This is a genomic window from Hymenobacter perfusus, from assembly GCF_003944765.1.
Lineage (GTDB): Bacteria > Bacteroidota > Bacteroidia > Cytophagales > Hymenobacteraceae > Hymenobacter > Hymenobacter perfusus.
On the sequence record NZ_RWIU01000001.1, the window covers coordinates 16,492 to 36,905 of the forward strand.

The 20,414-nt window shown below is 59.7% G+C and carries 22 protein-coding genes; 12 read left to right on the plus strand and 10 right to left on the minus strand.

Annotated features, from left to right (window positions below; translation table 11 throughout):
• Nucleotides 1-35: 35 nt before the first annotated feature.
• The 4 genes from EI293_RS00080 to EI293_RS00095 form a co-directional block, all read right to left on the minus strand.
• The gene (locus tag EI293_RS00080) at nucleotides 36-311 is read right to left on the minus strand and encodes a hypothetical protein (protein WP_125434527.1); all 276 of its coding nucleotides are present in this window, start codon (nucleotides 309-311) and stop codon (nucleotides 36-38) included.
• 111 nt (nucleotides 312-422) lie between these two features.
• Nucleotides 423-1,427, minus strand: coding sequence for a zinc-binding dehydrogenase (locus tag EI293_RS00085; RefSeq protein WP_125436222.1), 1,005 nt, complete (start codon nucleotides 1,425-1,427; stop codon nucleotides 423-425).
• A 35-nt stretch (nucleotides 1,428-1,462) separates the two neighbouring features.
• The gene (locus EI293_RS00090; RefSeq protein WP_125434529.1) at nucleotides 1,463-1,870 is read right to left on the minus strand and encodes a thiol-disulfide oxidoreductase DCC family protein; all 408 of its coding nucleotides are present in this window, start codon (nucleotides 1,868-1,870) and stop codon (nucleotides 1,463-1,465) included.
• A gap of 58 nt (nucleotides 1,871-1,928) precedes the next feature.
• A complete protein-coding gene (locus tag EI293_RS00095; protein ID WP_170170183.1) occupies nucleotides 1,929-2,684 on the minus strand; it encodes a Dph6-related ATP pyrophosphatase in 756 nt (251 codons plus the stop codon).
• Nucleotides 2,685-3,030: 346 nt separating this feature from the next.
• Between EI293_RS00095 and EI293_RS00100 the strand changes: the two genes are divergently transcribed.
• Nucleotides 3,031-3,348 (plus strand): hypothetical protein, encoded by a 318-nt coding sequence (locus tag EI293_RS00100; RefSeq protein ID WP_125434531.1) that lies wholly within the window; start codon nucleotides 3,031-3,033, stop codon nucleotides 3,346-3,348.
• An 83-nt stretch (nucleotides 3,349-3,431) separates the two neighbouring features.
• Here EI293_RS00100 and EI293_RS00105 read toward each other — a convergent pair whose 3' ends face one another.
• Nucleotides 3,432-3,941, minus strand: coding sequence for a DUF4126 family protein (locus EI293_RS00105; RefSeq protein WP_125434533.1), 510 nt, complete (start codon nucleotides 3,939-3,941; stop codon nucleotides 3,432-3,434).
• Nucleotides 3,942-4,232: 291 nt separating this feature from the next.
• Nucleotides 4,233-6,083, minus strand: coding sequence for a DUF885 domain-containing protein (locus tag EI293_RS00110; protein ID WP_125434535.1), 1,851 nt, complete (start codon nucleotides 6,081-6,083; stop codon nucleotides 4,233-4,235).
• A 143-nt stretch (nucleotides 6,084-6,226) separates the two neighbouring features.
• On the opposite strand from EI293_RS00110, the gene EI293_RS00115 reads away from it, so the two are divergent.
• Complete coding sequence (locus tag EI293_RS00115; RefSeq protein ID WP_125434537.1) at nucleotides 6,227-6,943, plus strand: 3-ketoacyl-ACP reductase; 717 nt, start codon at nucleotides 6,227-6,229, stop codon at nucleotides 6,941-6,943.
• 89 nt (nucleotides 6,944-7,032) lie between these two features.
• Here EI293_RS00115 and EI293_RS00120 read toward each other — a convergent pair whose 3' ends face one another.
• Nucleotides 7,033-8,706 carry an ABC transporter substrate-binding protein gene (locus tag EI293_RS00120; RefSeq protein ID WP_246010489.1) on the minus strand — a complete coding sequence of 558 codons (1,674 nt, stop codon included), beginning with the start codon at nucleotides 8,704-8,706 and terminating at the stop codon, nucleotides 7,033-7,035.
• 84 nt (nucleotides 8,707-8,790) lie between these two features.
• On the opposite strand from EI293_RS00120, the gene EI293_RS00125 reads away from it, so the two are divergent.
• The 7 genes from EI293_RS00125 (at nucleotide 8,791) to lepB (ending at nucleotide 15,092) form a co-directional block, all read left to right on the plus strand.
• The gene (locus tag EI293_RS00125) at nucleotides 8,791-9,471 is read left to right on the plus strand and encodes a metal-dependent hydrolase (RefSeq protein WP_125434541.1); all 681 of its coding nucleotides are present in this window, start codon (nucleotides 8,791-8,793) and stop codon (nucleotides 9,469-9,471) included.
• Nucleotides 9,472-9,563: 92 nt separating this feature from the next.
• Nucleotides 9,564-10,376: a ParA family protein gene (locus tag EI293_RS00130; protein ID WP_125434543.1), complete on the plus strand. Its 813-nt coding sequence runs from the start codon at nucleotides 9,564-9,566 to the stop codon at nucleotides 10,374-10,376.
• 246 nt (nucleotides 10,377-10,622) lie between these two features.
• On the plus strand, nucleotides 10,623-11,576 hold the full coding sequence (locus tag EI293_RS00135; protein WP_125434545.1) for a ParB/RepB/Spo0J family partition protein: 954 nt from the start codon (nucleotides 10,623-10,625) through the stop codon (nucleotides 11,574-11,576).
• A gap of 48 nt (nucleotides 11,577-11,624) precedes the next feature.
• Nucleotides 11,625-12,248: a DUF5683 domain-containing protein gene (locus EI293_RS00140; RefSeq protein ID WP_125434547.1), complete on the plus strand. Its 624-nt coding sequence runs from the start codon at nucleotides 11,625-11,627 to the stop codon at nucleotides 12,246-12,248.
• A 40-nt stretch (nucleotides 12,249-12,288) separates the two neighbouring features.
• A complete protein-coding gene (locus EI293_RS00145; protein WP_125434549.1) occupies nucleotides 12,289-12,894 on the plus strand; it encodes a DUF5683 domain-containing protein in 606 nt (201 codons plus the stop codon).
• Between the two features lie 73 nt (nucleotides 12,895-12,967).
• Nucleotides 12,968-13,687 carry a 4-hydroxy-tetrahydrodipicolinate reductase gene (gene dapB, locus EI293_RS00150; RefSeq protein WP_125434551.1) on the plus strand — a complete coding sequence of 240 codons (720 nt, stop codon included), beginning with the start codon at nucleotides 12,968-12,970 and terminating at the stop codon, nucleotides 13,685-13,687.
• A gap of 196 nt (nucleotides 13,688-13,883) precedes the next feature.
• Complete coding sequence (gene lepB / locus EI293_RS00155; protein ID WP_125434553.1) at nucleotides 13,884-15,092, plus strand: signal peptidase I; 1,209 nt, start codon at nucleotides 13,884-13,886, stop codon at nucleotides 15,090-15,092.
• Nucleotides 15,093-15,274: 182 nt separating this feature from the next.
• Here the strand turns inward: lepB and ung are convergent, their stop codons facing one another.
• Nucleotides 15,275-15,940 carry a uracil-DNA glycosylase gene (ung, locus tag EI293_RS00160; protein WP_125434555.1) on the minus strand — a complete coding sequence of 222 codons (666 nt, stop codon included), beginning with the start codon at nucleotides 15,938-15,940 and terminating at the stop codon, nucleotides 15,275-15,277.
• Nucleotides 15,941-16,053: 113 nt separating this feature from the next.
• Here ung and apaG point away from each other — a divergent pair, with 113 nt between their 5' ends.
• Together apaG and EI293_RS00170 are read left to right on the plus strand one after the other, a co-directional pair.
• Complete coding sequence (gene apaG, locus EI293_RS00165; RefSeq protein ID WP_125434557.1) at nucleotides 16,054-16,440, plus strand: Co2+/Mg2+ efflux protein ApaG; 387 nt, start codon at nucleotides 16,054-16,056, stop codon at nucleotides 16,438-16,440.
• 189 nt (nucleotides 16,441-16,629) lie between these two features.
• Entirely contained in the window at nucleotides 16,630-17,460 is an 831-nt protein-coding gene (locus EI293_RS00170) for an O-methyltransferase (protein WP_125434559.1), read from the plus strand.
• Between the two features lie 238 nt (nucleotides 17,461-17,698).
• Here the strand turns inward: EI293_RS00170 and kdsA are convergent, their stop codons facing one another.
• Entirely contained in the window at nucleotides 17,699-18,523 is an 825-nt protein-coding gene (gene kdsA / locus EI293_RS00175) for a 3-deoxy-8-phosphooctulonate synthase (RefSeq protein ID WP_125434560.1), read from the minus strand.
• Between the two features lie 88 nt (nucleotides 18,524-18,611).
• Entirely contained in the window at nucleotides 18,612-19,226 is a 615-nt protein-coding gene (locus EI293_RS00180) for a methyltransferase domain-containing protein (protein WP_125434562.1), read from the minus strand.
• A gap of 113 nt (nucleotides 19,227-19,339) precedes the next feature.
• Between EI293_RS00180 and EI293_RS00185 the strand changes: the two genes are divergently transcribed.
• Entirely contained in the window at nucleotides 19,340-20,287 is a 948-nt protein-coding gene (locus EI293_RS00185) for a hypothetical protein (protein WP_125434564.1), read from the plus strand.
• Nucleotides 20,288-20,414 lie beyond the last annotated feature (127 nt).

Here is a 20,414-nt window from a genome sequence, read left to right on the forward strand (position 1 = left end):
CAATTGAGTTAGGAAGGCTTTTTTATGTCTATATACTAAGCGGCCAGCTCATCGGGTGAGTACAGGGGCAGCACTGGTGTTTCGGGGGCAAAGGCCGAGGAAACCGTCATGGGTGGGTATTGCTGGGTGGGTGTGCTGCGGCGCACGGCCCGCATCAGCAGGTACTTATATTTCTCGGCGTCGGCCAGGGCCGCTTCAATGGCCCGTAGCGCATCGGTGTACGCAACCACCGGCACCGACTCGGCGGCTTCACCAGTAGGATACGTCAACTCAAAAACCGGGCAGGCGAGGTAGTCAGCGGGCGTCTTCATAGGGCAGCAAGTTAGTTCTCGATTCGTTAAATAGCTAACGATGTTAGCACGAATTAGATTCCGCCATACCACCGTATTTTCTTGCTTTTTACCCCTTTCAGCCGCTAAAATCTATTCCCGTATTTTTAGCACCAGCTTCCCAAACTGCAACCCGTCGGCCATCCGGCGCAGGGCCTGTTCGCCCTCAGCCAGCAGAAAGGTTTCGTCGATAACCGGCCGGATGTGGTGCTGCTCGAACAGGCTCACCATAGCGGCAAAATCCTGGGACGTGCCCATAGTGGAGCCCAGCACCGACAGCTGCTTCCAGAATATTTTGCGGGCCGATACGTCGGGCATGTCGCCCTGAGTAGCGCCGTAGAACACGATGCGCCCGCCGGGGTTGGCGGCGTCTACCAGATGGTTGAAACCGGGGCCGGCCGCGCTGTCCACCAGTACATCGAAGCCACCGCCAGCCTGCTTGAGTAGGGTAGCCGGCCAGTTTTCGGTGTGGTAGCTGATGCCGCCTTTGGCCCCCAACTCCACAGCGCGGGCAATTTTCTCCTCCGAGCCGGAGGTAACCCATACTTCCGCGCCCACGGCCACGGCCATCTGCAGGGCCAGCAAGGCCACGCCGCCGCCCACGCCGCTGATTAGCACCCGCTCGCCGGGCTGCAGGTTGGCCCGGGTAAAAAGGGCGCGGTACGCCGTTACGCCGCCCAGCGGCAGGGCAGCCGCTTCCTCGAAACTCAGGTATTCGGGTTTGGCGCGCACGTATTCGGCGGGCACGCACACGTACTCGGCAAACGTGCCGTCCTGGGGCAGGCCCAGAATCTGGAATTCGCGGCCCTGGGCGGCGGGGTTGGGGCCCCAGTTGCTGCCGGGGTTGATGATAACGGCCTGCTCGAGCAGACTGGCATCTACGCCGGCCCCCAGGGCCGTTACCACGCCGGCCCCATCGGAACCAAGGATGATGGGGAATTTCAGGCCGGCGTACTGGCCTTTCTGAATCCAGACGTCGCGGTGGTTGAGGGCGGCGGCGTGGAGCAATACCTGCACCTGGCCGGGGCCAGGCTGGGGTGTGGGAACTTCCTGTAAAACGGCGGGCTGATCAATACCAGCTAAAACCAGAGCGTGCATCATGTGGGTGGAAAGAGGAAAAGGGAAAGAATGGACTACAGAAACCGGGCGCGCAGCTCGGGCGTGGGCAGCCAGCAAGCATCCTGCCGGCCAAACCACCGGTAGCGGTAACGGGCAATGAGCCGGTACACCGCATCACGCAGCGGCCGGGGAAATACCCAGCCTAACCGCGCCAGCCACCGCCAGCCGCCACCCAGCCCGTGCAGAATACCCAGCGCCGCCGCCGAGTGCGTGTACGCCTGCCCGTTCGTCAGCAGCACCACCGAGTCGGGCTCAGCGGGCGTGGGCAGTTGGTGCTGCCGCAGCAGCGCCTGCCCGGCGGCCGACTGCAACGCCGCGAACCGGAACCGGCCGGCGGCATCGTGGCGGATGACGAACTGCACGAACCCGTTGCACAGGTTGCACACGCCGTCGAAGAGGATGATAGCCGACGCGTCGGTCATAAGGGGCGGGTTGGGAATGGTATAGGGACTGCCAAACCGCGCCAAAGGTTTCAGCGGCTCAGCCAGCGGCCGGTTCCACGGGCAGCAGGTCGCAGTACCAGAAGCCGGTATCGAAGGGCGCGGGCGAGGCGTCGGTTTCATCATCGGGGGCGCACACGCTGCTGCTGGCCGGGGCGGCGTAGGTGCGCCGCACGATTTCGCCCCGCTCAAATGGAATGGGGCTGCTGAAATAGGGCGCGTCGAACACGAAGCTGTGGTACTCGCCGTTTTCACCGCAGCTGTCCACGCCGGGCGGCAGGTCGCGCAGGAAGTCGGCATCCAGTTCCCGGCCGCAGAAGCTCTGGTCGAGATACTTCTCGTTCACGCACACCACCACGGCCCGGAAGCCCAGCGCCAGGTACTCGCGCAGCAAATCGGCATTGGGCCGTTGCCAGAGCGGAAACTCCGCCGCCAACCCGATGCCGGCCAGCTGCTGCTCACGGTAGCGGCGCAAATCCTCCAGGTAAATATCCCCGAAGATGGCCCGCTGAATGCCTTTTGCCTGCAAGGGAGCCAGGGTGGCCCGCATCCGGGCTTCGTAGTCGGCCATATCAGGCATTTCGGGGAGCTCCAGCTTCGTGAGGGGCAGTCCGATGCGGCGAGCCTGCTCCTCCAGCAGCGCCACCCGCACGCCGTGCATGGATACGCGGCCGTAGTGGGCATTTACGCTGGTGAGCAGATCGGTAACGTGCAAAGCGGGGTTGCGCAGGGCGTGGTAGAGGGCCAGGGCCGAATCTTTACCGCCGCTCCAGTTCATCAGGGCAGGAATGGACATGGGCCAAAGATAGGCGCGCAACCGCAGCCCCGCCCCGCACGTTTGCCCAGCAGAAGCTTTTCATCAGCGTATTCCTGTTTATGTTCCATTCCCTGAAACCCCTGCTGCTACTGGCGGGCCTGGCGCTGGCCAGCTGCGAAAACGCCCGTCCGGCCGAGGAGCGCTAAGCCGCCGGCCCCGCCACGGCCGACACCACCGGCACGACCGGCGCTATGCAGCAACAAGCAGTGCAGAGTGCCACCCAACCGGCGGCCGCCCCCGGCCCTGGTCCGGGCCACTAGGCCGCCCCCGGCAGGATTCCTCCACTTTTCAGAACCCGTATTCTTTCCTCCCTTTCTTTCTTCCCATGAAACGTATTCTTCCGTTGCTGCTGGCCGGCACCCTAGCCACGCTCTCGGCCTGCGACTACAACAAGACGCCCGGCAAAGACCCGCAAGCCAGCCAGGATTTCTCCGAAGCCCCCAAAGCCCGCGCCACCGAAACCGACCTCGACAGCATCAGCAGCCAGCAGGAGGTGAACACCCCGATGGGTAAAGGCTCGGCCGCCGACCAGAAAACCTCGCCCGATGCGGCCCTGGACGCCGCTCCCGGCAACCCCAACTCCCCCACCAGCACCATGCCCGAAAGCTCGCCCGAAGCACGCAGCACCACCCGCGAGGAGTAGCCGGAGCACTTTCAAGAGAGAAAAAAAGCCCCCGCAGCTTCGCTGCGGGGGCTTTTTGTGTTCGTTGTCTGTTGAGGTGTTGCTTACAAAGCCCAACGGCGCGACTCTGGCTCGCCGGCGTGGCTGCCTTTGGTCAGGGCCAGGCCCGAGCCTACCGTGAGCAGGTCTTCCAGGCCGCCCACCAGGCCCCCGGGCAGGCCGGAGCCTTCGGTGGCTTTCTTGCGCAGGAAGAAGCTCAGGTAGGAGCCCGCAATGGCGGCCACGCCGCCCAGCAGCGCCCCGCGCCACTGGCTGTCGTGGTTGATTTTGTAGAGCGTGGCGCCTACCAGCGCCCCGGCGCCGGCCCGGCCCAGCAGGGCCGTAGGGGTGATGCGGTCAGGCATCTGGGGCATTTTATCGGCCGTCATTTCGCCGGCAGCCAGCAGCTTGAGGCCGTGCGCCACCAGGGGTTTTTGCAGGTAGCGCAGCGGCGAGCCGGCCAGCGCGTGGGGCCGGTACGTGAGCAGGTTACTACTGAGCAAGGCCGGGGCCGTCATGCTGCGGAAGCCGGCCAGAGTGCCCAGGCCCAGGGTTTGCCATTGGTGTTTGCTCATCTTAGGTCGGGATAATTAGAGGTTCGGGGTGAATGATGCCTTTAACGGCCGCAGCTGCAACTTGGTCAGGTACACCCGCAAAAAAGGCCCGTAACGGTCAGTTACGGGCCTCTTTAGACGGAATTGTGTGGCTGGGAATGGTTTCTATCTGGGCATAAGAACGTCATGCTGAGCTTGCCGAAGTATCTCGCGCGCTGACGTTGCAATGTTATTCCGACATCAGCACGCGAGATGCTTCGACAAGCTCAGCATGACGTTCTATTCTATGGCTAACACTGCACCAATAAGGCCTTACTGCGGATTGCGGGCCCAGTTATCCATTTTGCGTTCCAGCACGGCCAGCGGCATCACGCCATCCTTCAGCAGCTCGTCGTGAAAGGCGCTGATGCTAAAGTGGCTGCGGTTCTGGCCGGCGTACTTCTCGCGCAGCTTATCGGAATGCGCGCCTAGCTGCTGCTCGTAGCGGCGGCGCAGCTCCCGGATCTGCAACGCCCCGATTTTGTAGCTCAGGGCCTGGCCCGGAATGGCCATGTACCGCTCAATTTCGGCGGTGGCGCCTTCCTCACTGATGGCTTCGTTGGCCAGCATGTACTGGATGGCCTGCTCGCGGGTCATGTTTTTGGAGTGCATGGCCACGTCGACCACCAGGCGCACGGCGCGGTGCATCTCGTCGCCGAGGGCGCCCATGTACTGGTAGGGGTCGGTGTAAAGGCCCAGCTCCTTGCCCAGGCTTTCGGTGTAGAGGGCCCAGCCTTCACCCATGGCCCCGTACCAGGCAAAACGCCGGAATTTGGGCAGCTCGGTGTTTTCCTGTTGCAGGGAAATCTGGTAGTGGTGGCCCGGAATGGCCTCGTGCAGAAACAACGACTCCATACCCGACGTCACGTTGAAGGTGGTGGCATCCAGAATCGGGATGTAGAAGATGCCGGGGCGGGAGCCGTCGGGGCTGCCCTGGTTGTACTCGGCCGAGGCCGAGGCCGCGCGGAACGCCTCCGTCTGACGGATTTCGAACGGCGTTTTGGGCGTGCGGCCGAACATCTTTTTCAGGTTGGGCTGCATTTTGGCCTGAATGGCCCGGAACGCGCCCAGCACCTGCTCGGGCGTTTTGTAGGGCATCAGCTTGGGGTCAGTTTTCAGGGAAGCGAAGAAGGCCGGCAGGTCGCCCTTGAAGCCCACCTGGGTTTTCACTTTCTCCATTTCACCCCGGATGCGGGCCACCTCCTTCAGGCCGGTCTGGTAGATTTCCTCCGGCGTTTTGTCGGTAGTCGTCCACGTTTTCACGTAGTATTTGTAGATGTCGGCCCCGCCGGGAATGGCCGCAATGCCGGTGCTGGGTCGGGATTTGGGCAGGTATTCCCGCTCCAGAAAGTCGCCGAGTTTTTTGTAGGTGGGCACCAGCTCCTCCGCAATGGCCTTCTGGTAGGCCGCCGTAATGCGCTGCTTCTCAGCGGCCGGCATATCGGCGGGCAGCTTGTTGATGGGGCCGTAGAACAGGCTCTGGGTGGCGTCGGTGGTTTCCATGGCCCGCATCTGCGGAATCATTTTCACTACCAGCGCCTTGGGCAGCACCACGCCAGCCTTCATACCCTGGCGGAAGTTGCTGATGGCCGTATCGGCCCACACTGAAAAGCCCTTGACGCGGCCCAGCCAGTTGTCGTAGTCCTGGGCCGTTTTGAAGGGCTGCACGCCTTCGCCGGAGCCGTACTGGCCCATCGAAATCGGCAGGCCCCAGAACTGCTGGAACGGAATCATCCAGGTATTCAGCTTGAGGCCTTCCAGCTTGTTCTGGACGTCGTACTCGAAGATGTCGTAGCTGATTTTATCGTTGGCCGACAGCTCCTCGCGGTTGAATTTGTGCAGGCCGTCGAGGTATTTCTGGTAGAAGCTCCGGAGCTGCTGGCGGAAGGCCTTAGTACCGTCGTTGGGCAGTTGGTCATTGTAGCGGTTGTCGCCCTGGCTGGTGGCCTCCAGCGGAAACAGCTTAGCATTTTCCTCCCAGTAGGCGTCGAACAGCGTGGGCAGGTCCTTCATGTCAGCCAGCGTGGTTTCAGTGGCCGCACCGGTTTCGGCAGCAGGTTTCTGTTGGTTGCAGCCAGCTAGCAGCGCCCCGGCCAGCAGACCGGTAAGGGCAATTTTCTTCATAGGAAGCAGGAAAGAAGTACGGGCGAGAAAGATAAGCAGGTTTTGCGCGCTACTGTCATTTCTAGCTTCGCTCGAAATGACAGTATCAACCTTTCGGCCGCAATACAGTTATACCCTCTCTCCTATTCAACTCAATCCAACTCATGGAAAATCTGACTGGCAAAACGGCCCTGGTGACGGGTGCCGGTAAAGGCATCGGCCGGGCCGTAGCCTTGGCTCTGGCCAAAGAAGGCGTGCGCGTGGCCCTGTTGGCCCGCACCGAAACCCAGCTGCAAGAGGTAGCCCGCGAAATTGAGGCCCTGGGCGGCCAGGCCGTGGTAGTAGCCGCCAGCGTAGCCGACCGCGCCGCCGTGGATACGGCCGTAGCGCAGGCCCTCGGCCAGCTCGGCACCATCGATATCCTCATCAACAACGCCGGCATCGGCACCTTCGCCAAAGTGGTGGATATGGACCCCGAGGAGTGGGAAAACATCATCCGGGTGAATCTGCTGGGGGCCTACTACGTGACGCGCGCCGTATTACCCCAGATGCTAGAGCGCCAGACCGGCGACATCATCAACGTGGCCAGCACGGCCGGCCAGCGCGGAGCCGCCACCACCAGCGCGTACAGCGCCTCGAAGTTCGGTTTGCTCGGCTTCACCGAGTCTTTGATGCAGGAGGTACGCAAGCAGAACATCCGCGTCTCGGCCCTCACACCCAGCACCGTGGCCACCGAACTGGCCGTCAGCAACAACCTCACCGACGGCAACCCCGACAAGGTAATGCAGCCCGAAGACATTGCCGAAATCATCATCAGCCAGCTCAAACTCAACCGCCGCATCTTTATTAAAGAGGCTGGCATGTGGAGCACCAACCCGTAGTTTAGAGCTTAAATCATAGAACAAAGAGCTTAGAACACAGTACCTGACTGGCTGTATTCTAAGCTCTTTGTTCTATGATCTAAGCTCTCTTACTCCTTCCGCACTCGTTCCAGCACCAGTTGGTTCATGGGGTTAGGCGTGAGGCCCAGCACGTTGTTCTGGGTGAGGCGCACGACTTCATCGTAGTACACGGCAATGACGGGGCACTCGGCTACTACCAGACGGTCCATTTCCTGGTAGAGGGCGTAGCGGCGGGCGGCATCCTGCTCCAGCTTGGCCTGCTGGTAGAGCTGGTCGTAGCGGGCACTTTTAAAGTGGGTTTTGTTGGGGCCGGCCGGGGCAAAGTTGGGGCTGTAGAACAGGGCCAGGTAGTTTTCGGCGTCGGGGTAGTCGCCGAGCCAGCTGCGGGTGAAGAAAGCAGCGCGGCCGTTGTCCACCATTTCGCCATGGGCCGCGCCCTGGTTCACGTCAATTTCCACCTGCACGCCCACGTCGGCCCACTTTTTCTGGTAGTACTCGCAGAACTCCTTGCTCTCGGCCACCGTGTTCAGGCGCAGGCGTAGCGGCTTGCCGGGACCGTAACCGGCGGCGCGCAGCAACTGCCGGGCCTTCTCGGGCTGGTAGTCGTAGCCGGGCACCTTTTCGGCACTGAAAGAGGGCAGCGAGGCCGGCATGAAGCCGGAGTTGCCGGGCTTGCCCACGTTATTCAGGAAGTAGGCCAGGAACTCCGGCTTGTTGAGGGCGTAGTTCAGAGCCTGGCGCACGCGCTTGTCCTGCAAAGCGCGGCCGGTGGTCAGGTTGTCGCCGCGCAGGTTGGTCAGGTCCTGCTGCATGCCCAGGTATTCGGTGTTGAGGTAGGGCACTTTCTGGAGGCGGAATTTGCCCTTGAAATCTTCCCGCACCGCGCCATCAGGATACATAATAAGGTCACGGGAACCACTCCGGATGCCGCTCAGAAAGTCGAGCTTGCCCTGCATAAAGGTCAGGAACTCCGTCTTGCGGTCCTGAATAAAGCTGATCTGCACGGCGTCGAGATAAGGCAGTTGCTTTCCTTCGGCGTCTTTTTTCCAGTAGGTGGGGTTGCGGTGGTAGATGATGGCGTTGCCCTCGTCCCACTCCTTAAACCGGAACGGCCCCGTGCCCACCGGGTGTGCCCGGAAATCCTTGCCCCACTTCTGCACCGCCTCCTGCGGCACCACGTAAGCGTAAGGCATGGTCAGAATCCCGAGAAACGGAATAAACGGCTCCTTCAGGTGAATGCGCAGCGTGGAGTCGTTCACGGCCACAAAGCACGTATCCGACGGTTCCCCGCTGGCTTTCTCCAGCACCTTGCCCCGAAAAATCCAGCCGCCGGGGCTGGCCGTGGCCCTGTCCAGCAGCCGCCGGAACGAGTACACGAAGTCCTGGGCCGTGACGCGCCGGCCCTGGCCGCCCGCAAACACGGCGTCATCGTGGAAGCGCACGTCGGGGCGTAGCGTGAAGGTGTAGCGGCGGCCGTCGGGGCTGATTTCATAGCGCTGGGCCAGCGCAGGACCGGGCTTGAGGCTGTCGTCGAGCTCCACCAACCCGTTGTAGAGCTGGGTCACGGCCCAGGTGTTGGCCTGGTTGCGGGCGAAGGCCGGGTCCAGCGAGGTCAGGCTTTCGGGCTGGTTGTAGCGGAACACTCGGCGGGTATCCGTAGTGGCCGCCGGCTCGGAGCAGGCCGCCAGCAAACCAAGCAGTAACGGGGCAAAACCAACAGCACGGCGCGAAAACGGGGACATGGGAACGGCGAAACAGTGTATATTTGCAAAGGTATCCCATCCTGGGTTTGCGGCCATATTGCCGTTTTACCAGCCCTTCCTCCTATGAACCTGACCTACTACGGCCACTCCTGCTTCCTGCTCGAAGCCGGCGGCAGCAAAATCCTGTTCGACCCCTTCATCCGGCCCAACCCGCTGGCCAAGGACGTAAACGTTGACCAGATCGAAGCCGATTTCATTCTACTCAGCCACGGCCACGGCGACCATGTAGCTGACGTGGAGGAAATTGGCAAGCGTACCGGCGCCGAGCTGGTGGGCATGTTTGAAGTGCTGGCCTGGTTTGAGGCCAAGGGCTTGAAAGCCGACATCAAAATGAACTTGGGCGGTACCGTGCAGCTGCCTTTCGGCACCGTGCAGATGGTGGCCGCCGCCCACTCCAGCTCCATGCCCGATGGCTCCTACGGCGGACTGGCAGCCGGTTTCGTGGTGAAAGCCGAAGGCAAAACCTTCTACTTCGCCGGCGACTCGGCCCTCACTTACGATATGAAGCTCATCGGTGAGCGACACACGCTGGACTTCGCCATCCTGCCCGTCGGCGACCATTTCACAATGGGCGTAGATGATGCGCTGGTAGCCGCCGACTGGACCGGGGCCAGCAAGGTTATTGGCATGCACTTCGATACCTTCCCGCCGCTGGTTATCAACCACGAGGAAGCCAAAGCCAAAGCCACTGCCGCCGGCAAGGAGCTGATGCTGCTGGCCGTAGGCGAAACCATTTCTTTGTAAGAAAGCCGTCGGCCGACTGCCAACAGTTTTTCTTTCTGCATTATCTGAGACGAGCTAACGGCTAACAGCTAGTAGCTAACAGCTTCAACCACATGGGCAAAATTATTGCGGTAGCCAACCAGAAGGGCGGGGTGGGCAAAACCACCTCCTCGATCAACCTCGCGGCCTCGCTGGCGGCGCTGGAGTATCGGACCCTGCTTGTAGATGCCGATCCGCAGGCCAACGCCACCTCCGGCGTGGGCTTCGACCCGAAGGACATTCAGAACAGCATCTACGAGTGCATGGTGGACGGCATCAACGCCCAGGATATCATCCTGCAAACCACCCTGCTCCCCCACCTCGACCTGATGCCCTCCCATATTGACCTGGTAGGCGCTGAAGTGGAGATGATCAACCTGCCTAACCGGGAGGAGAAGATGAAGGACGCGCTCCGGCCCCTGGCCGACCAGTACGACTTCATCATCATCGACTGCTCACCTTCTCTGGGCCTGATTACGGTGAATGCTCTCACGGCCGCGCACTCGGTTATCATTCCGGTGCAGTGCGAATACTTTGCCCTCGAAGGCCTGGGCAAACTGCTCAACACGGTCAAAATCATCCAGAGCCGCCTCAACGAGGAGCTGGAGATTGAGGGCATCCTGCTCACGATGTACGACGTGCGCCTGCGCCTGAGCAACCAGGTAGTGGAAGAAGTGAAGCTGCACTTCCAGCAACTAGTGTTCGATACCATCATTCCGCGCAACGTGAAGCTGTCGGAGTCGCCGAGCTTCGGCATTCCGGTGATTCTGCACGACGCCGAGAGCAAAGGCAGCCTGAGCTACCTCAACCTGGCCCGCGAAATCGTGGAAAAGAACATTGAGGCCGCCGACGAGCCGGAAGAAGCTACTGAGGACACCACTGCGTAGCTGGTTTCTGGTAGTCATATAGTCGATAGCTGGGCAGATACGGCAGTTTTCTTGAAAAATCGTCATCTTCAAATTGAAGAAAAATAGAGTGGGTCAGCGACTTAAGTCGCTGACCCACTCTATTTTTAGCCCTGTGTTTCACGATTTTTGCGGACCGTGGAACAAATTCTCCGCGCATCCCGGGGGTTTGTGTATTTTTGAATCCGGCTTTTGCTCCGTGCTATTGGGCGAAGGCTGACTGCAGGTATGTCAGAGAAAAACGAAGACAAGAATATTCCGGCCGCCGCTCTCGGGGCCAAGCGCCGGATTGGGGGCCTGGGCCGGGGCCTGAACGCCCTGATTGAGGGCAGCTATGAGAAAAAGAGCGAACGGCTGGGCCTGGTACCCCACCCCGTAAACTCCGTGGGCCTGATTCCGGTGGCTCACATTCAGGCCAACCCCTACCAGCCCCGCACCCATTTTGACCAGGCAGCCCTTCAGGAGCTGGCCGAGAGCATTCGGGTGCAGGGCATCATTCAGCCCGTAACGGTTCGGCAGGTAGGCACCAATGCCTACCAGCTCATCTCGGGGGAACGACGCCTCCAGGCCTCCAAGCTCGCCGACCTCGACGCCATTCCGGCCTACATCCGGAAGGCTGATGACCAGCAGATGCTGGAAATGGCCCTGATTGAGAACATTCAGCGCGAAAATCTCAACGCCATTGAAATTGCCCTCAGCTACCAGCGGCTGGTGAGTGAGTGTAACCTCAAGCAGGAAGAGCTGGGCGACCGGGTGGGCAAGAACCGCTCAACGGTAACCAACTACCTGCGCCTGCTCAAGCTCCCGCCCGATATTCAGATCGGCCTGCGCGACAACGTCATCAGCATGGGCCACGCGCGGGCTTTGGTGAATGTAGACAGCATGGAGCAGCAGCTCGGCCTGTTCCGCCGCATCGTGGACGAGGACCTTTCGGTGCGCCGCGTAGAGCAGCTGGTACGCAACGGAGCCGGAGCCGCCACCGAGGAGGACCGGAAACCAACCGAGCCAGCCGTGCCCGTAGTACCACCCGCCGAGCTCAAGCGCGCCGAGCGTCACCTCTCGGAGCGGTTTGGCAGCCGGGTTCTGGTAAAGCCCGGTCCGCAAGGCAAGGGCGAAATCAAAATTGCTTTCGACTCGGTGGAGGACATGCAACGCATCCTGCACATTCTGCAGCCAGCCTAGATACCATTAAAGGGCGGAACTTCGTTCCGCCTCTTTCTTTCCGTCGCTATGCGCTTCTTCCGCTTTTCTGCTATGCTCGGAATTATGCTGGGAAGCCTCGGCCTGAGCATGACGGCACAGGCGCAGCGTCAACCGGTTCCAGCCGACTCGGCCAGGCGTACTGAGCGGCTGCTGGGCCAGCGTGTCACGCGTCCTCGCAAAGCACTGGTGCTGGCTCTGATGCTGCCGGGTGCAGGTCAGATCTATAACCGTCGGTGGTGGAAGCTGCCGCTAGTATATGGCAGCCTGGGAGGTGTAGGCTATGGCCTCTACCACTATCAGATGCTGTATAGGGAGTACGTTACCGGCAGTCGGGAGCTGGGCAAAGGCCAAAGTTTGCAAAATCTGAGCGGCAAAAATGTCAGCCGCGAGTTAACTGAGCAGGCTGTAGATGTTGGTTTGAGCCGCTTCCGTACCCGCCGTGACACCTTTATCGGCTACACTGGTATTGTGTACGGCGTAGTTGCGCTGGATGCGTTGGTGGATGCACACTTGCACGATTTCGACGTAAGCGAAAATCTGGCTTTGCAGTTTCGGCCCACTTTATTATCCGCCACCACGGCCGGCTTTACGCCCGGGATACAGCTCCGCATGGCTTTCAAAGCCCCGGGGCAGCCTAAAACCACTTTGTAAAATGATGTCTTTGGTTGTCCGTTTTGGTTGGGCAGGCGGTTTGGCTAGCCTACTTCTGCTGCCTGGCTTCACCAGCCAGGCGCAAACGGTTACGGCCGGCCCCGATTCGGTGCAGGTGACTACGAAAGCCGCCCCCGATACGGCCCGCATGACCGAGCGGCTGTTTGGTATGCGCATGACCCGGCCCAAGAAAGCCACGCTGCTGGCCCTGATGCTGCCCGGTGCGGGCCAGATCTACAACCGCCGCTGGTGGAAGCTGCCGCTGGTGTACGGTGGCCTGGGCGGTGTGGGCTACGGCCTGTTCTTCTACCAAACCCGCTACAAAGAGTATGTAAACGGCAAAGACCAATACCTGAACAGCAACCCGCGCATCGCCTTCGGCGACCTGAATGGCGACAACGTTAGTCAGGAAACCAGCATCGACAACATCCAGCGAGGCATTGTTTTCTACCGCCGCAACCGCGACACATTCATTGCTTACACGGCGCTGGTGTACGGTATTACGGTGCTTGATGCGCTGGTAGACGCGCACCTGCGCGACTTCGACATCAGCGACGACCTGAGCCTGCAGGTGCAGCCAACTCTGCTGCCTACTCACTCCATAGCGCCCGGCGCGGGTCTGGCCCTTACCTTGCGGCTGAAATAATGATAGTTCGGCTGCCTGGAGCGCCAAGCTGGCCGGAAACACCCCGAAATCTGCTTACCAGAATTTTTTCCTCATGAAGCTCCTGCTGATTGGCTACGGCAAAATGGGCCGCGCCATCGAAGCCCAGGCTATTGCCCGCGGCCACCAGATTGCCGGCATCGTGGACCCCTCGCGGCCCGACGTACGCATCTCCGACTTTACCACCGCCCAGGTGGATGCAGCCATTGAGTTCACCCACCCCGACGCCGCGTTTCAGAACGTGGTGGCCTGTCTCCGGCAGGGTATTCCGGTAGTGTGCGGCTCTACGGGCTGGCTTCACCACTTCGCCGAGGCCCAGGCGCTGAGCCAGGAAACTAACACGCCATTGTTCTACGCTTCTAACTATAGTGTGGGCGTGAATCTGTTTTTCCACTTTAATGAGTACATAGCCGCCAAAATACACCAGTTTGGCGGCTACGACGTGCAGGTGCGGGAAATCCACCACACCCAGAAGGTGGACCAGCCCAGCGGCACGGCCCTCACGGCCGCCGAAGGCATTCTGCGCCACTTCCCGGCCAAAACCACCTGGCGTAACGAAGCCACCGACGTGGCTTCGGAGCTGGCGATTCTCTCGGAGCGCGAGGGCGCGGTAGTGGGCACCCACATCGTCACCTACTCCTCCCCTGCCGATTCTATTGAACTCAAGCACGAAGCCCACACCCGCGAAGGATTTGTGCAGGGCGCGCTGCTGGCCGCCGAATGGCTGCCTGGTCGCCAGGGTGTATTCGGCATGAAGGATCTGCTGGGACTGTAAGTGGTGAGTTAGCGAAGTGGTGAAATGGTGAGTTAGACGTTCAATCTGCGCAGGCAGCGTCAGCCGAACACACAACTCACTAAATCACCAACTCACCATTTAACCACTTCCCGCATTATTTCGCATCTTCCGTCGTTCAAACTGAAGCTGAGTCGGTAACGACCGGCTGTTTGTTTTTTTGGTTTCTGACTTAGTTATGGCAGTACAATCCTGGGAGAAATACCTCGAGAAAAACCCGTCGGGCCCGGTCCCCCCCGGCAAAGAGCCGAAAAAGCGCAAAAGCGCCGTGCGGGAATGGGGCGACGCCATTCTGTTTGCGGTGGTGGCGGCCACGCTCATCCGCTGGGCCACCTTCGAGGCCTATACCATCCCCACGCCCTCCATGGAGCACTCTTTGCTGGTGGGCGACTACCTGTTCGTGAGCAAGCTGCACTACGGCCCGCGCACGCCCCAGACGCCCTTGCAGGTGCCGCTCACACACCAGACCATCTGGGGCAGCAGCATCAAAAGCTATTCCGACCTGATTCAGCTGCCCAGCTACCGGCTGCCCGGCTTCTCGGAGGTGAAAAACAACGACGTGGTGGTGTTCAACGTGCCCTTCGAGGCCGAGCACCCCGCCGACCTACGCACCAACTACATCAAGCGGTGCATTGCCATTGCCGGCGACGTACTCGAAATCAAGCAGGGCCAGGTGTTCATCAACGGCAAACCCGCCAAGAACTATCCGGAGATGCAGAGCAGCTATTTCCTGCAGGTTCCCCAGGCCAACGACGACCTCACGGCTGCCTTCAAGGAATACGGCGTGGTGAACTACGACACGCCCGAGGGCATTCCGTACCAGATGGATACCGAGCAGTATGGCCGGGGCTATGAGGTACACATGACCCAGGCAGCCTACGAGTTTTTCAAAAAGCAGCCCTACGTGAAGGGAATCGTGGATCTGAAGACGCCGCCGAACCAGCCGGAGCGGCAGCAGGTATTCCCTAACAACCCTGATTCGCCGTACAGCCAGCCTCTGGCCAACCCGCCCTTCCCCACCTGGAACAAGGACAACTACGGTCCCCTCCAGATTCCGAAAGAGGGCCAGACGGTGCAGCTCACGCCCCAGAACTCGCCCCAGTACCAGAAAATCATTCTGCGCTACGAGCACAACGAAGGCATGAGCGTGGATGCCAACGGCCAGATTCTGCAGAACGGCCAGCCCCTGAAGAGCTACACCTTCAAGCAGGACTACTACTTCATGATGGGCGACAACCGCCACAACTCTCTGGATTCACGCTTCTGGGGCTTCGTACCCGCCGACCACATTGTGGGCAAGGCCGTGCTTATCTGGCTGTCGGTTGATCCGCACGCCTCGTTTGCCCAGAAAATCCGCTGGAACCGCCTGTTTAACTTGGTAGATTAACTCACGGATTTAAGCGGATTAGAACGAATTAGTCGGATTTTATAGCCGGCTTCTGACGAGCCCATAGTTGCAAAAAGGCTTGCCCAGTGGGCAAGCCTTTTTCATTTTCAGAACATCAGTCTGAACTGAGTAATCGACCACAAAATCCGACTAATCCGTTCTAATCCGCTTAAATCCGTGAGTTACCACGTAATCGGCTGCTCGCCGTGCTGCTGCAGGTAGGCATTAGTCTGGCTGAAAGGGCGGCTGCCGAAGAAACCCCGGTCGGCGGCGTAGGGCGAAGGATGAGCGGCTTTCAGCACCAGATGCTTACGGGCATCAATGATTTCGCCTTTTTTCTGGGCGTACGCGCCCCACAGGACAAATACTACGTGCTCCTTCTGGTCGGAAATCTGCTGGATAACGGCGTCGGTGAACTGCTCCCAGCCTTTCTTCTGATGACTGCCCGGGTCGGCGGCCCGCACGGTAAGCGTGGCATTGAGCAGCAGCACGCCCTGCTCGGCCCACCGGTCGAGGTTGCCGTTGGGGGCCGGCGGCCTCTCGGGCAAATCGGCCTGCAGCTCCTTGAAGATATTTTGTAACGACGGCGGCGTACGCACTCCTTCGGCTACCGAGAAGCTCAGGCCGTGGGCCTGGCCCTTTCCGTGGTAAGGGTCCTGACCCAGAATCACTACTTTCACCTGTTCGAACGGACAGGCCTCGAAGGCATGAAAAATCTGGGGGCCGGGCGGATACACGGTGGTAGTAGCGTATTCCCCTTTCACAAAGGCAATGAGGTGCTGGAAGTACGGTTTTTCAAATTCGGCGGCTAGTACCTTGCGCCAGCTTTCTTCTATCTTTACAGACATACGGGAGAGGATTATTTTTCAGTTGGGTGGACCATTGTAGGCGCCGGCTGCGTAGATAAACCAAATTCCGCACACGGCTGTTAGCTTTTTTCTCCTTCGGAAATCCCGGCGTTATGAATACTACCACCACCCAGGGCGTAACCGTCAGTGTTACCACTAACTACCTGCCCGACTACTCCAGCCCAGGCCAGGAACATTACGTCTTTGCCTACAAAATTGATATCCGCAATAACAGCGAGTACACGGTAAAGCTCTTGCGCCGCCACTGGTACATCTATGATGCCAACGGCGTGGTACGGGAAGTAGAGGGTGAAGGCGTGGTAGGACAGCAGCCTACCTTGGAACCCGGCGAAGCGCACCAGTACGTATCGGGATGCAACCTGAAATCGGGACTGGGCAAAATGCGGGGCACCTACCAAATGGAGCGCGTGATGGACGGTAGCGAGTTTACCGTTGACATTCCTGAGTTTACGCTCGTGGTGCCGTATCGTCTGAACTAACGCCTTGCCAGTACGAACGATACTTCTCAGCCGCTCCGGTTTTTGCCGGGGCGGCTTTTTTGTGGGTTCGGTATCTTGCAGGTCCTCGGATGAGTTTCTGCGTTTCCGTTTTCCTCTGTCGGCGCCAGTGACTTTATACCTTTTTTGTTGATCAGAGCTGGTTTGGCCGGCTCGTATCTGCTCCCGCCGTTGTTTTTTCAGATTTTCAGCTACCTGCGTTTCCTGCTCCGCTCCGGTAATGCCCACGGGTTGCACTCGCCCTTCGTCTTTGGTTTGTACACGCACGTCGTGAACCACCAAGGCTATTTCGCGGCCTATGACGTAGTAGAAAACCGGCGCACTGAACTCATGCACGACGCCACGACCATCGAAGTCCGGGACTTTGGCGCGGGTTCCCACACCGGAGCCGGCCGTGTGCGGCAGCTGCGCGATATTGCCCGCACGGCCGCCAAGCCGCCCAAACTGGGCCAGCTGCTGTTCCGACTGGTTAACCACTTTCAGCCCCGCACCATCGTGGAGCTGGGCACTTCCCTGGGACTGACCACCGCCTACCTGGCCGCCGCTGACTCCCGGGCACGGGTACTCACCTTCGAAGGCTGCCCCGCCACGGCCGCCGTGGCTCGCCGTACCTTCGAGGCCACCGGCATCCGCAACGCCGAAATTATCGAAGGCAACCTGGATGATACTTTGGGGCCGGCCCTGGCGGCTCTCCCCGCCCCCGTCGATTTTGCCTTTTTCGATGGGAACCACCGCTACGAACCTACCCTGCGCTATTTCGAGCAGATGAACCAGCACCGCACCGACCACAGCGTGTTCGTGCTGGACGACATTCACTGGTCGGCAGAAATGGAGCAGGCTTGGGCCGCCATTCAGCAGCACCCCGATGTGACGCTGACCATAGACCTGTTTTTTATCGGCCTAGTGTTCTTCCGCCGCAACCAGCCCAAACAGCACTTTGCACTCCGCTTCGATAATCTGGTAGATAAAGTGCTGGAGCGCACCCGCCGGCTATCGGCTTAGCATTTCTGTTATTACGAGGCTGGCGGCCGAAGCACCCGAAGGACAGCGTAGCTAATCCGTCCTTTTTCGTGTTCTGAACCCTGAGAAGCAGAAAGCCCCCAACGTCCGTGCTGGCGTCAGGGGCTTTTTGCATAGGTCAGGATTCGCGCTCAGATAAGGAAGGATTAGCTACGCTGTCCTTCGGGTGCTTCGACACTGGCTTGATGCGTCACATGCTCGCAATGACAACTAACAACTGCTACCGCACGGCTTCGCGCACGCGGGTGAGCTTGCGGAGCAGGTCTTCCAGGCCATCCAGGGCCAGCATGTTGGCCCCGTCGGATTTGGCCGTGGCGGGCGTAGGGTGGGTTTCGATGAACAGCCCGTCGGCCCCAACGGCAATGGCGGCTTTGGCAATAGTTTCGATGAGTTGGGGTTGGCCGCCGGTTACGCCGCTGCTCTGGTTGGGCTGCTGCAGCGAATGGGTCACGTCCATCACCACGGGCACGCCAAACGCACGCATAGCCGGCAGGTTGCGGAAGTCCACCACCAGATCAGAGTAGCCGAAGGAGTTGCCCCGGTCCGTCAGAATCACGTTCGGGTTGCCTGACTGGCGCACCTTGTCCACCGCAAACTGCATCGACTCGCCGCTCAGGAACTGGCCTTTCTTCACGTTCACCACCTTGCCGGTTTTGGCGGCGGCAATCAGCAAATCGGTCTGACGGCACAGAAACGCCGGAATCTGCAATACATCCACGTACTCGGCCGCCATGGCCGCTTCTTCTGACTCGTGAATATCGGTGACGGTGGGCACGCCGATTTCCCGGCTTACCTTCTGCAGAATTTTCAGGGCTTTCTCGTCGCCGATACCAGTGTAGGAATCGAGGCGGCTGCGGTTGGCTTTGCGGTAGGAGCCTTTGAAGATAAACGGAATCTGCAGGCGGTCGGTGATGGTGCGCACCTGCTCGGCAATGCGCAGGGCCATATCCTCGCCCTCAATCACGCAGGGGCCGGCCATCAAAAAGAACTGACCGGAATTGGTATTACGGAAATGCGGCAGGGCGTTGGCAAGTTGATCAATCATGTAGCACACGCTTTAGCTTGGGTTGTAACAACGCAAGCAGATGGAAAAGGAAACTATTAGATGGGACTAAACCCCGGTACGGCACAAGCTACGGCGTGTGCTCCTTCTTTTTCAAACAGATAAACAGCTCCCGCCCCTGGCGGGGAACTAGGGAATTGGTGGCGGTTTCAAAGTGGTGGAACGTAAAGTACGGCTCGAAATAGGGCCGATACTCAGCGCGGGAGCCCCCAAATGGCGGACCGGGCTGGCTGAATTCAGTATCGAACAGCAGGCCCATGAGTGTACCGCCGGGCCGGAGCAGGTGGGCGCACTGCCGGGCGTAAGCCGGGCGCAAAGCCGGGTCGAGGGCGCAGAAAAAGGTCTGCTCCACAATGAGGTCGAAGGCCGGATTGGGTTCCAGCTGAAAGAAATCAGCCAGTAGCAGGTGCCCGGCCGGGAAGTCCGGTACGCGCTGCTGCAGGTCGCGGAAGGGTTCCGGCGCTAGGTCGGCCACCCACACGTTGGGCCAGCCCTGGCGGTGCAGATACTCGGCTTCGTAGGCGCGGCCGGCCCCCGGAATCAGGATGCGGCGGGCATCGGGCGGCCCCAGCTGGGCAAAATATTCCTGCAGGGGCGGCGTTATCCGGCCCGCGTCCCAGCCCGTTTGGCCATTTGCGTAGCGTTGCTGCCAGTAAGTGGCGTCAAGGGGCGAATATGGGAGCATATTGCGGCAGGGTTGTACCTTCGGCACTTGCCAGGGTACGGAACTCCGTTATTTTTGCCCTAAAGGTACTACCTGCGCCCGGACTCTCCGGGCTTCACTTAACCCCATTCGCAATGGAACAAGACCAGAGCCCCGAGCCCAAAAACAACAACCGCGTCCTGCTGATTGTGGCCCTGATTCTGGTGCTGCTGGGCATCAACGGCGTGCTGTTCTACATGAACCAGCAGAAGAGCAAGCAGAACGAGCAGCTCCAGGCCGATGTGGTAACCAAGGACGCCAAGCTGGAAGAGCAAATCAAGCAATACGAGGCATTGAAGGCTGATTTTGAGCGCCAGAGCCAGGAAGTACAGGGCATGGGTCTGGCCAATGATTCGCTGGAAGCCAAACTGGCCCAGATCAATGCCGATTTGCTGAAACTCCGCTCCTTCCGGGCCAGCAGCTTCAGCGTGGCCGAGCAACGCCGCTTCAAGCAGCGCGCCTCCAACTTCGAAGCTCAGCTCCGCAAGAAGGATGAAGAAATTGTCCAATTGAAAGCCGATAACGAAGCGCTTTACACCGAAACCACCACCCTGAAAGAGCGCCAGAACAAGCTCACGGACACCATTTCCACGGTAGTGCGCTCCAACCAGGAGTTGAGCGAGAAAGTGGCTGTAGCCTCCCGCCTGCAGGCCGAGAATATTCGCGTGGGTGTGGTAAACAGCCGCGAAAAGGAAAAGGCTGACGACGACAACGAGTTCAAGGCCAAGCGTGTCGAGAAAATCAAGATAACCTTCAACCTGGGCCGCAACGATGTGTCGCCGAAGGAAACCAAGCAGATCATGATGCGTCTGATTGAGCCCGATGGCGCAGCCCTCTACAACCTGAGTACCGGCGGCGGTACGTTCATGATTGATGGCGCCGAAGCCTTCTACACTGCCAAGCAGGACGTGGTGTTCGACAATACCCGCCAGCCCGTGCAGTTCCTGTACGCCAAAGGTGCCGGCTACAAAACCGGCCTCCACACGGTAGAGCTTTACGAAGGCGGCGTGATGATCGGCAAAACCACCTTCACGCTGAAATAAATCACGGATTCACGCGGCTTCCTTCGCAGATTAGTCGGATTTCGTAGATGATTGCCTATTCAACCGAAAACGAAAGCGGCTTGCTAAATGGCAAGCCGCTTTCGTTTTTAGTTCACAGCTGCGGAGA

Coding starts and splice junctions, on each gene's coding strand:
- EI293_RS00080 (WP_125434527.1), bottom strand. CDS start 311: ATGAAGACGCCCGCTGACTACCTCGCCTGCCCGGTTTTTGAGTTGACG.
- EI293_RS00085 (WP_125436222.1), bottom strand. CDS start 1,427: ATGCACGCTCTGGTTTTAGCTGGTATTGATCAGCCCGCCGTTTTACAG.
- EI293_RS00090 (WP_125434529.1), bottom strand. CDS start 1,870: ATGACCGACGCGTCGGCTATCATCCTCTTCGACGGCGTGTGCAACCTG.
- EI293_RS00095 (WP_170170183.1), bottom strand. CDS start 2,684: ATGTCCATTCCTGCCCTGATGAACTGGAGCGGCGGTAAAGATTCGGCC.
- EI293_RS00100 (WP_125434531.1), top strand. CDS start 3,031: ATGAAACGTATTCTTCCGTTGCTGCTGGCCGGCACCCTAGCCACGCTC.
- EI293_RS00105 (WP_125434533.1), bottom strand. CDS start 3,941: ATGAGCAAACACCAATGGCAAACCCTGGGCCTGGGCACTCTGGCCGGC.
- EI293_RS00110 (WP_125434535.1), bottom strand. CDS start 6,083: ATGAAGAAAATTGCCCTTACCGGTCTGCTGGCCGGGGCGCTGCTAGCT.
- EI293_RS00115 (WP_125434537.1), top strand. CDS start 6,227: ATGGAAAATCTGACTGGCAAAACGGCCCTGGTGACGGGTGCCGGTAAA.
- EI293_RS00120 (WP_246010489.1), bottom strand. CDS start 8,706: ATGTCCCCGTTTTCGCGCCGTGCTGTTGGTTTTGCCCCGTTACTGCTT.
- EI293_RS00125 (WP_125434541.1), top strand. CDS start 8,791: ATGAACCTGACCTACTACGGCCACTCCTGCTTCCTGCTCGAAGCCGGC.
- EI293_RS00130 (WP_125434543.1), top strand. CDS start 9,564: ATGGGCAAAATTATTGCGGTAGCCAACCAGAAGGGCGGGGTGGGCAAA.
- EI293_RS00135 (WP_125434545.1), top strand. CDS start 10,623: ATGTCAGAGAAAAACGAAGACAAGAATATTCCGGCCGCCGCTCTCGGG.
- EI293_RS00140 (WP_125434547.1), top strand. CDS start 11,625: ATGCGCTTCTTCCGCTTTTCTGCTATGCTCGGAATTATGCTGGGAAGC.
- dapB (WP_125434551.1), top strand. CDS start 12,968: ATGAAGCTCCTGCTGATTGGCTACGGCAAAATGGGCCGCGCCATCGAA.
- lepB (WP_125434553.1), top strand. CDS start 13,884: ATGGCAGTACAATCCTGGGAGAAATACCTCGAGAAAAACCCGTCGGGC.
- ung (WP_125434555.1), bottom strand. CDS start 15,940: ATGTCTGTAAAGATAGAAGAAAGCTGGCGCAAGGTACTAGCCGCCGAA.
- apaG (WP_125434557.1), top strand. CDS start 16,054: ATGAATACTACCACCACCCAGGGCGTAACCGTCAGTGTTACCACTAAC.
- kdsA (WP_125434560.1), bottom strand. CDS start 18,523: ATGATTGATCAACTTGCCAACGCCCTGCCGCATTTCCGTAATACCAAT.
- EI293_RS00180 (WP_125434562.1), bottom strand. CDS start 19,226: ATGCTCCCATATTCGCCCCTTGACGCCACTTACTGGCAGCAACGCTAC.
- EI293_RS00185 (WP_125434564.1), top strand. CDS start 19,340: ATGGAACAAGACCAGAGCCCCGAGCCCAAAAACAACAACCGCGTCCTG.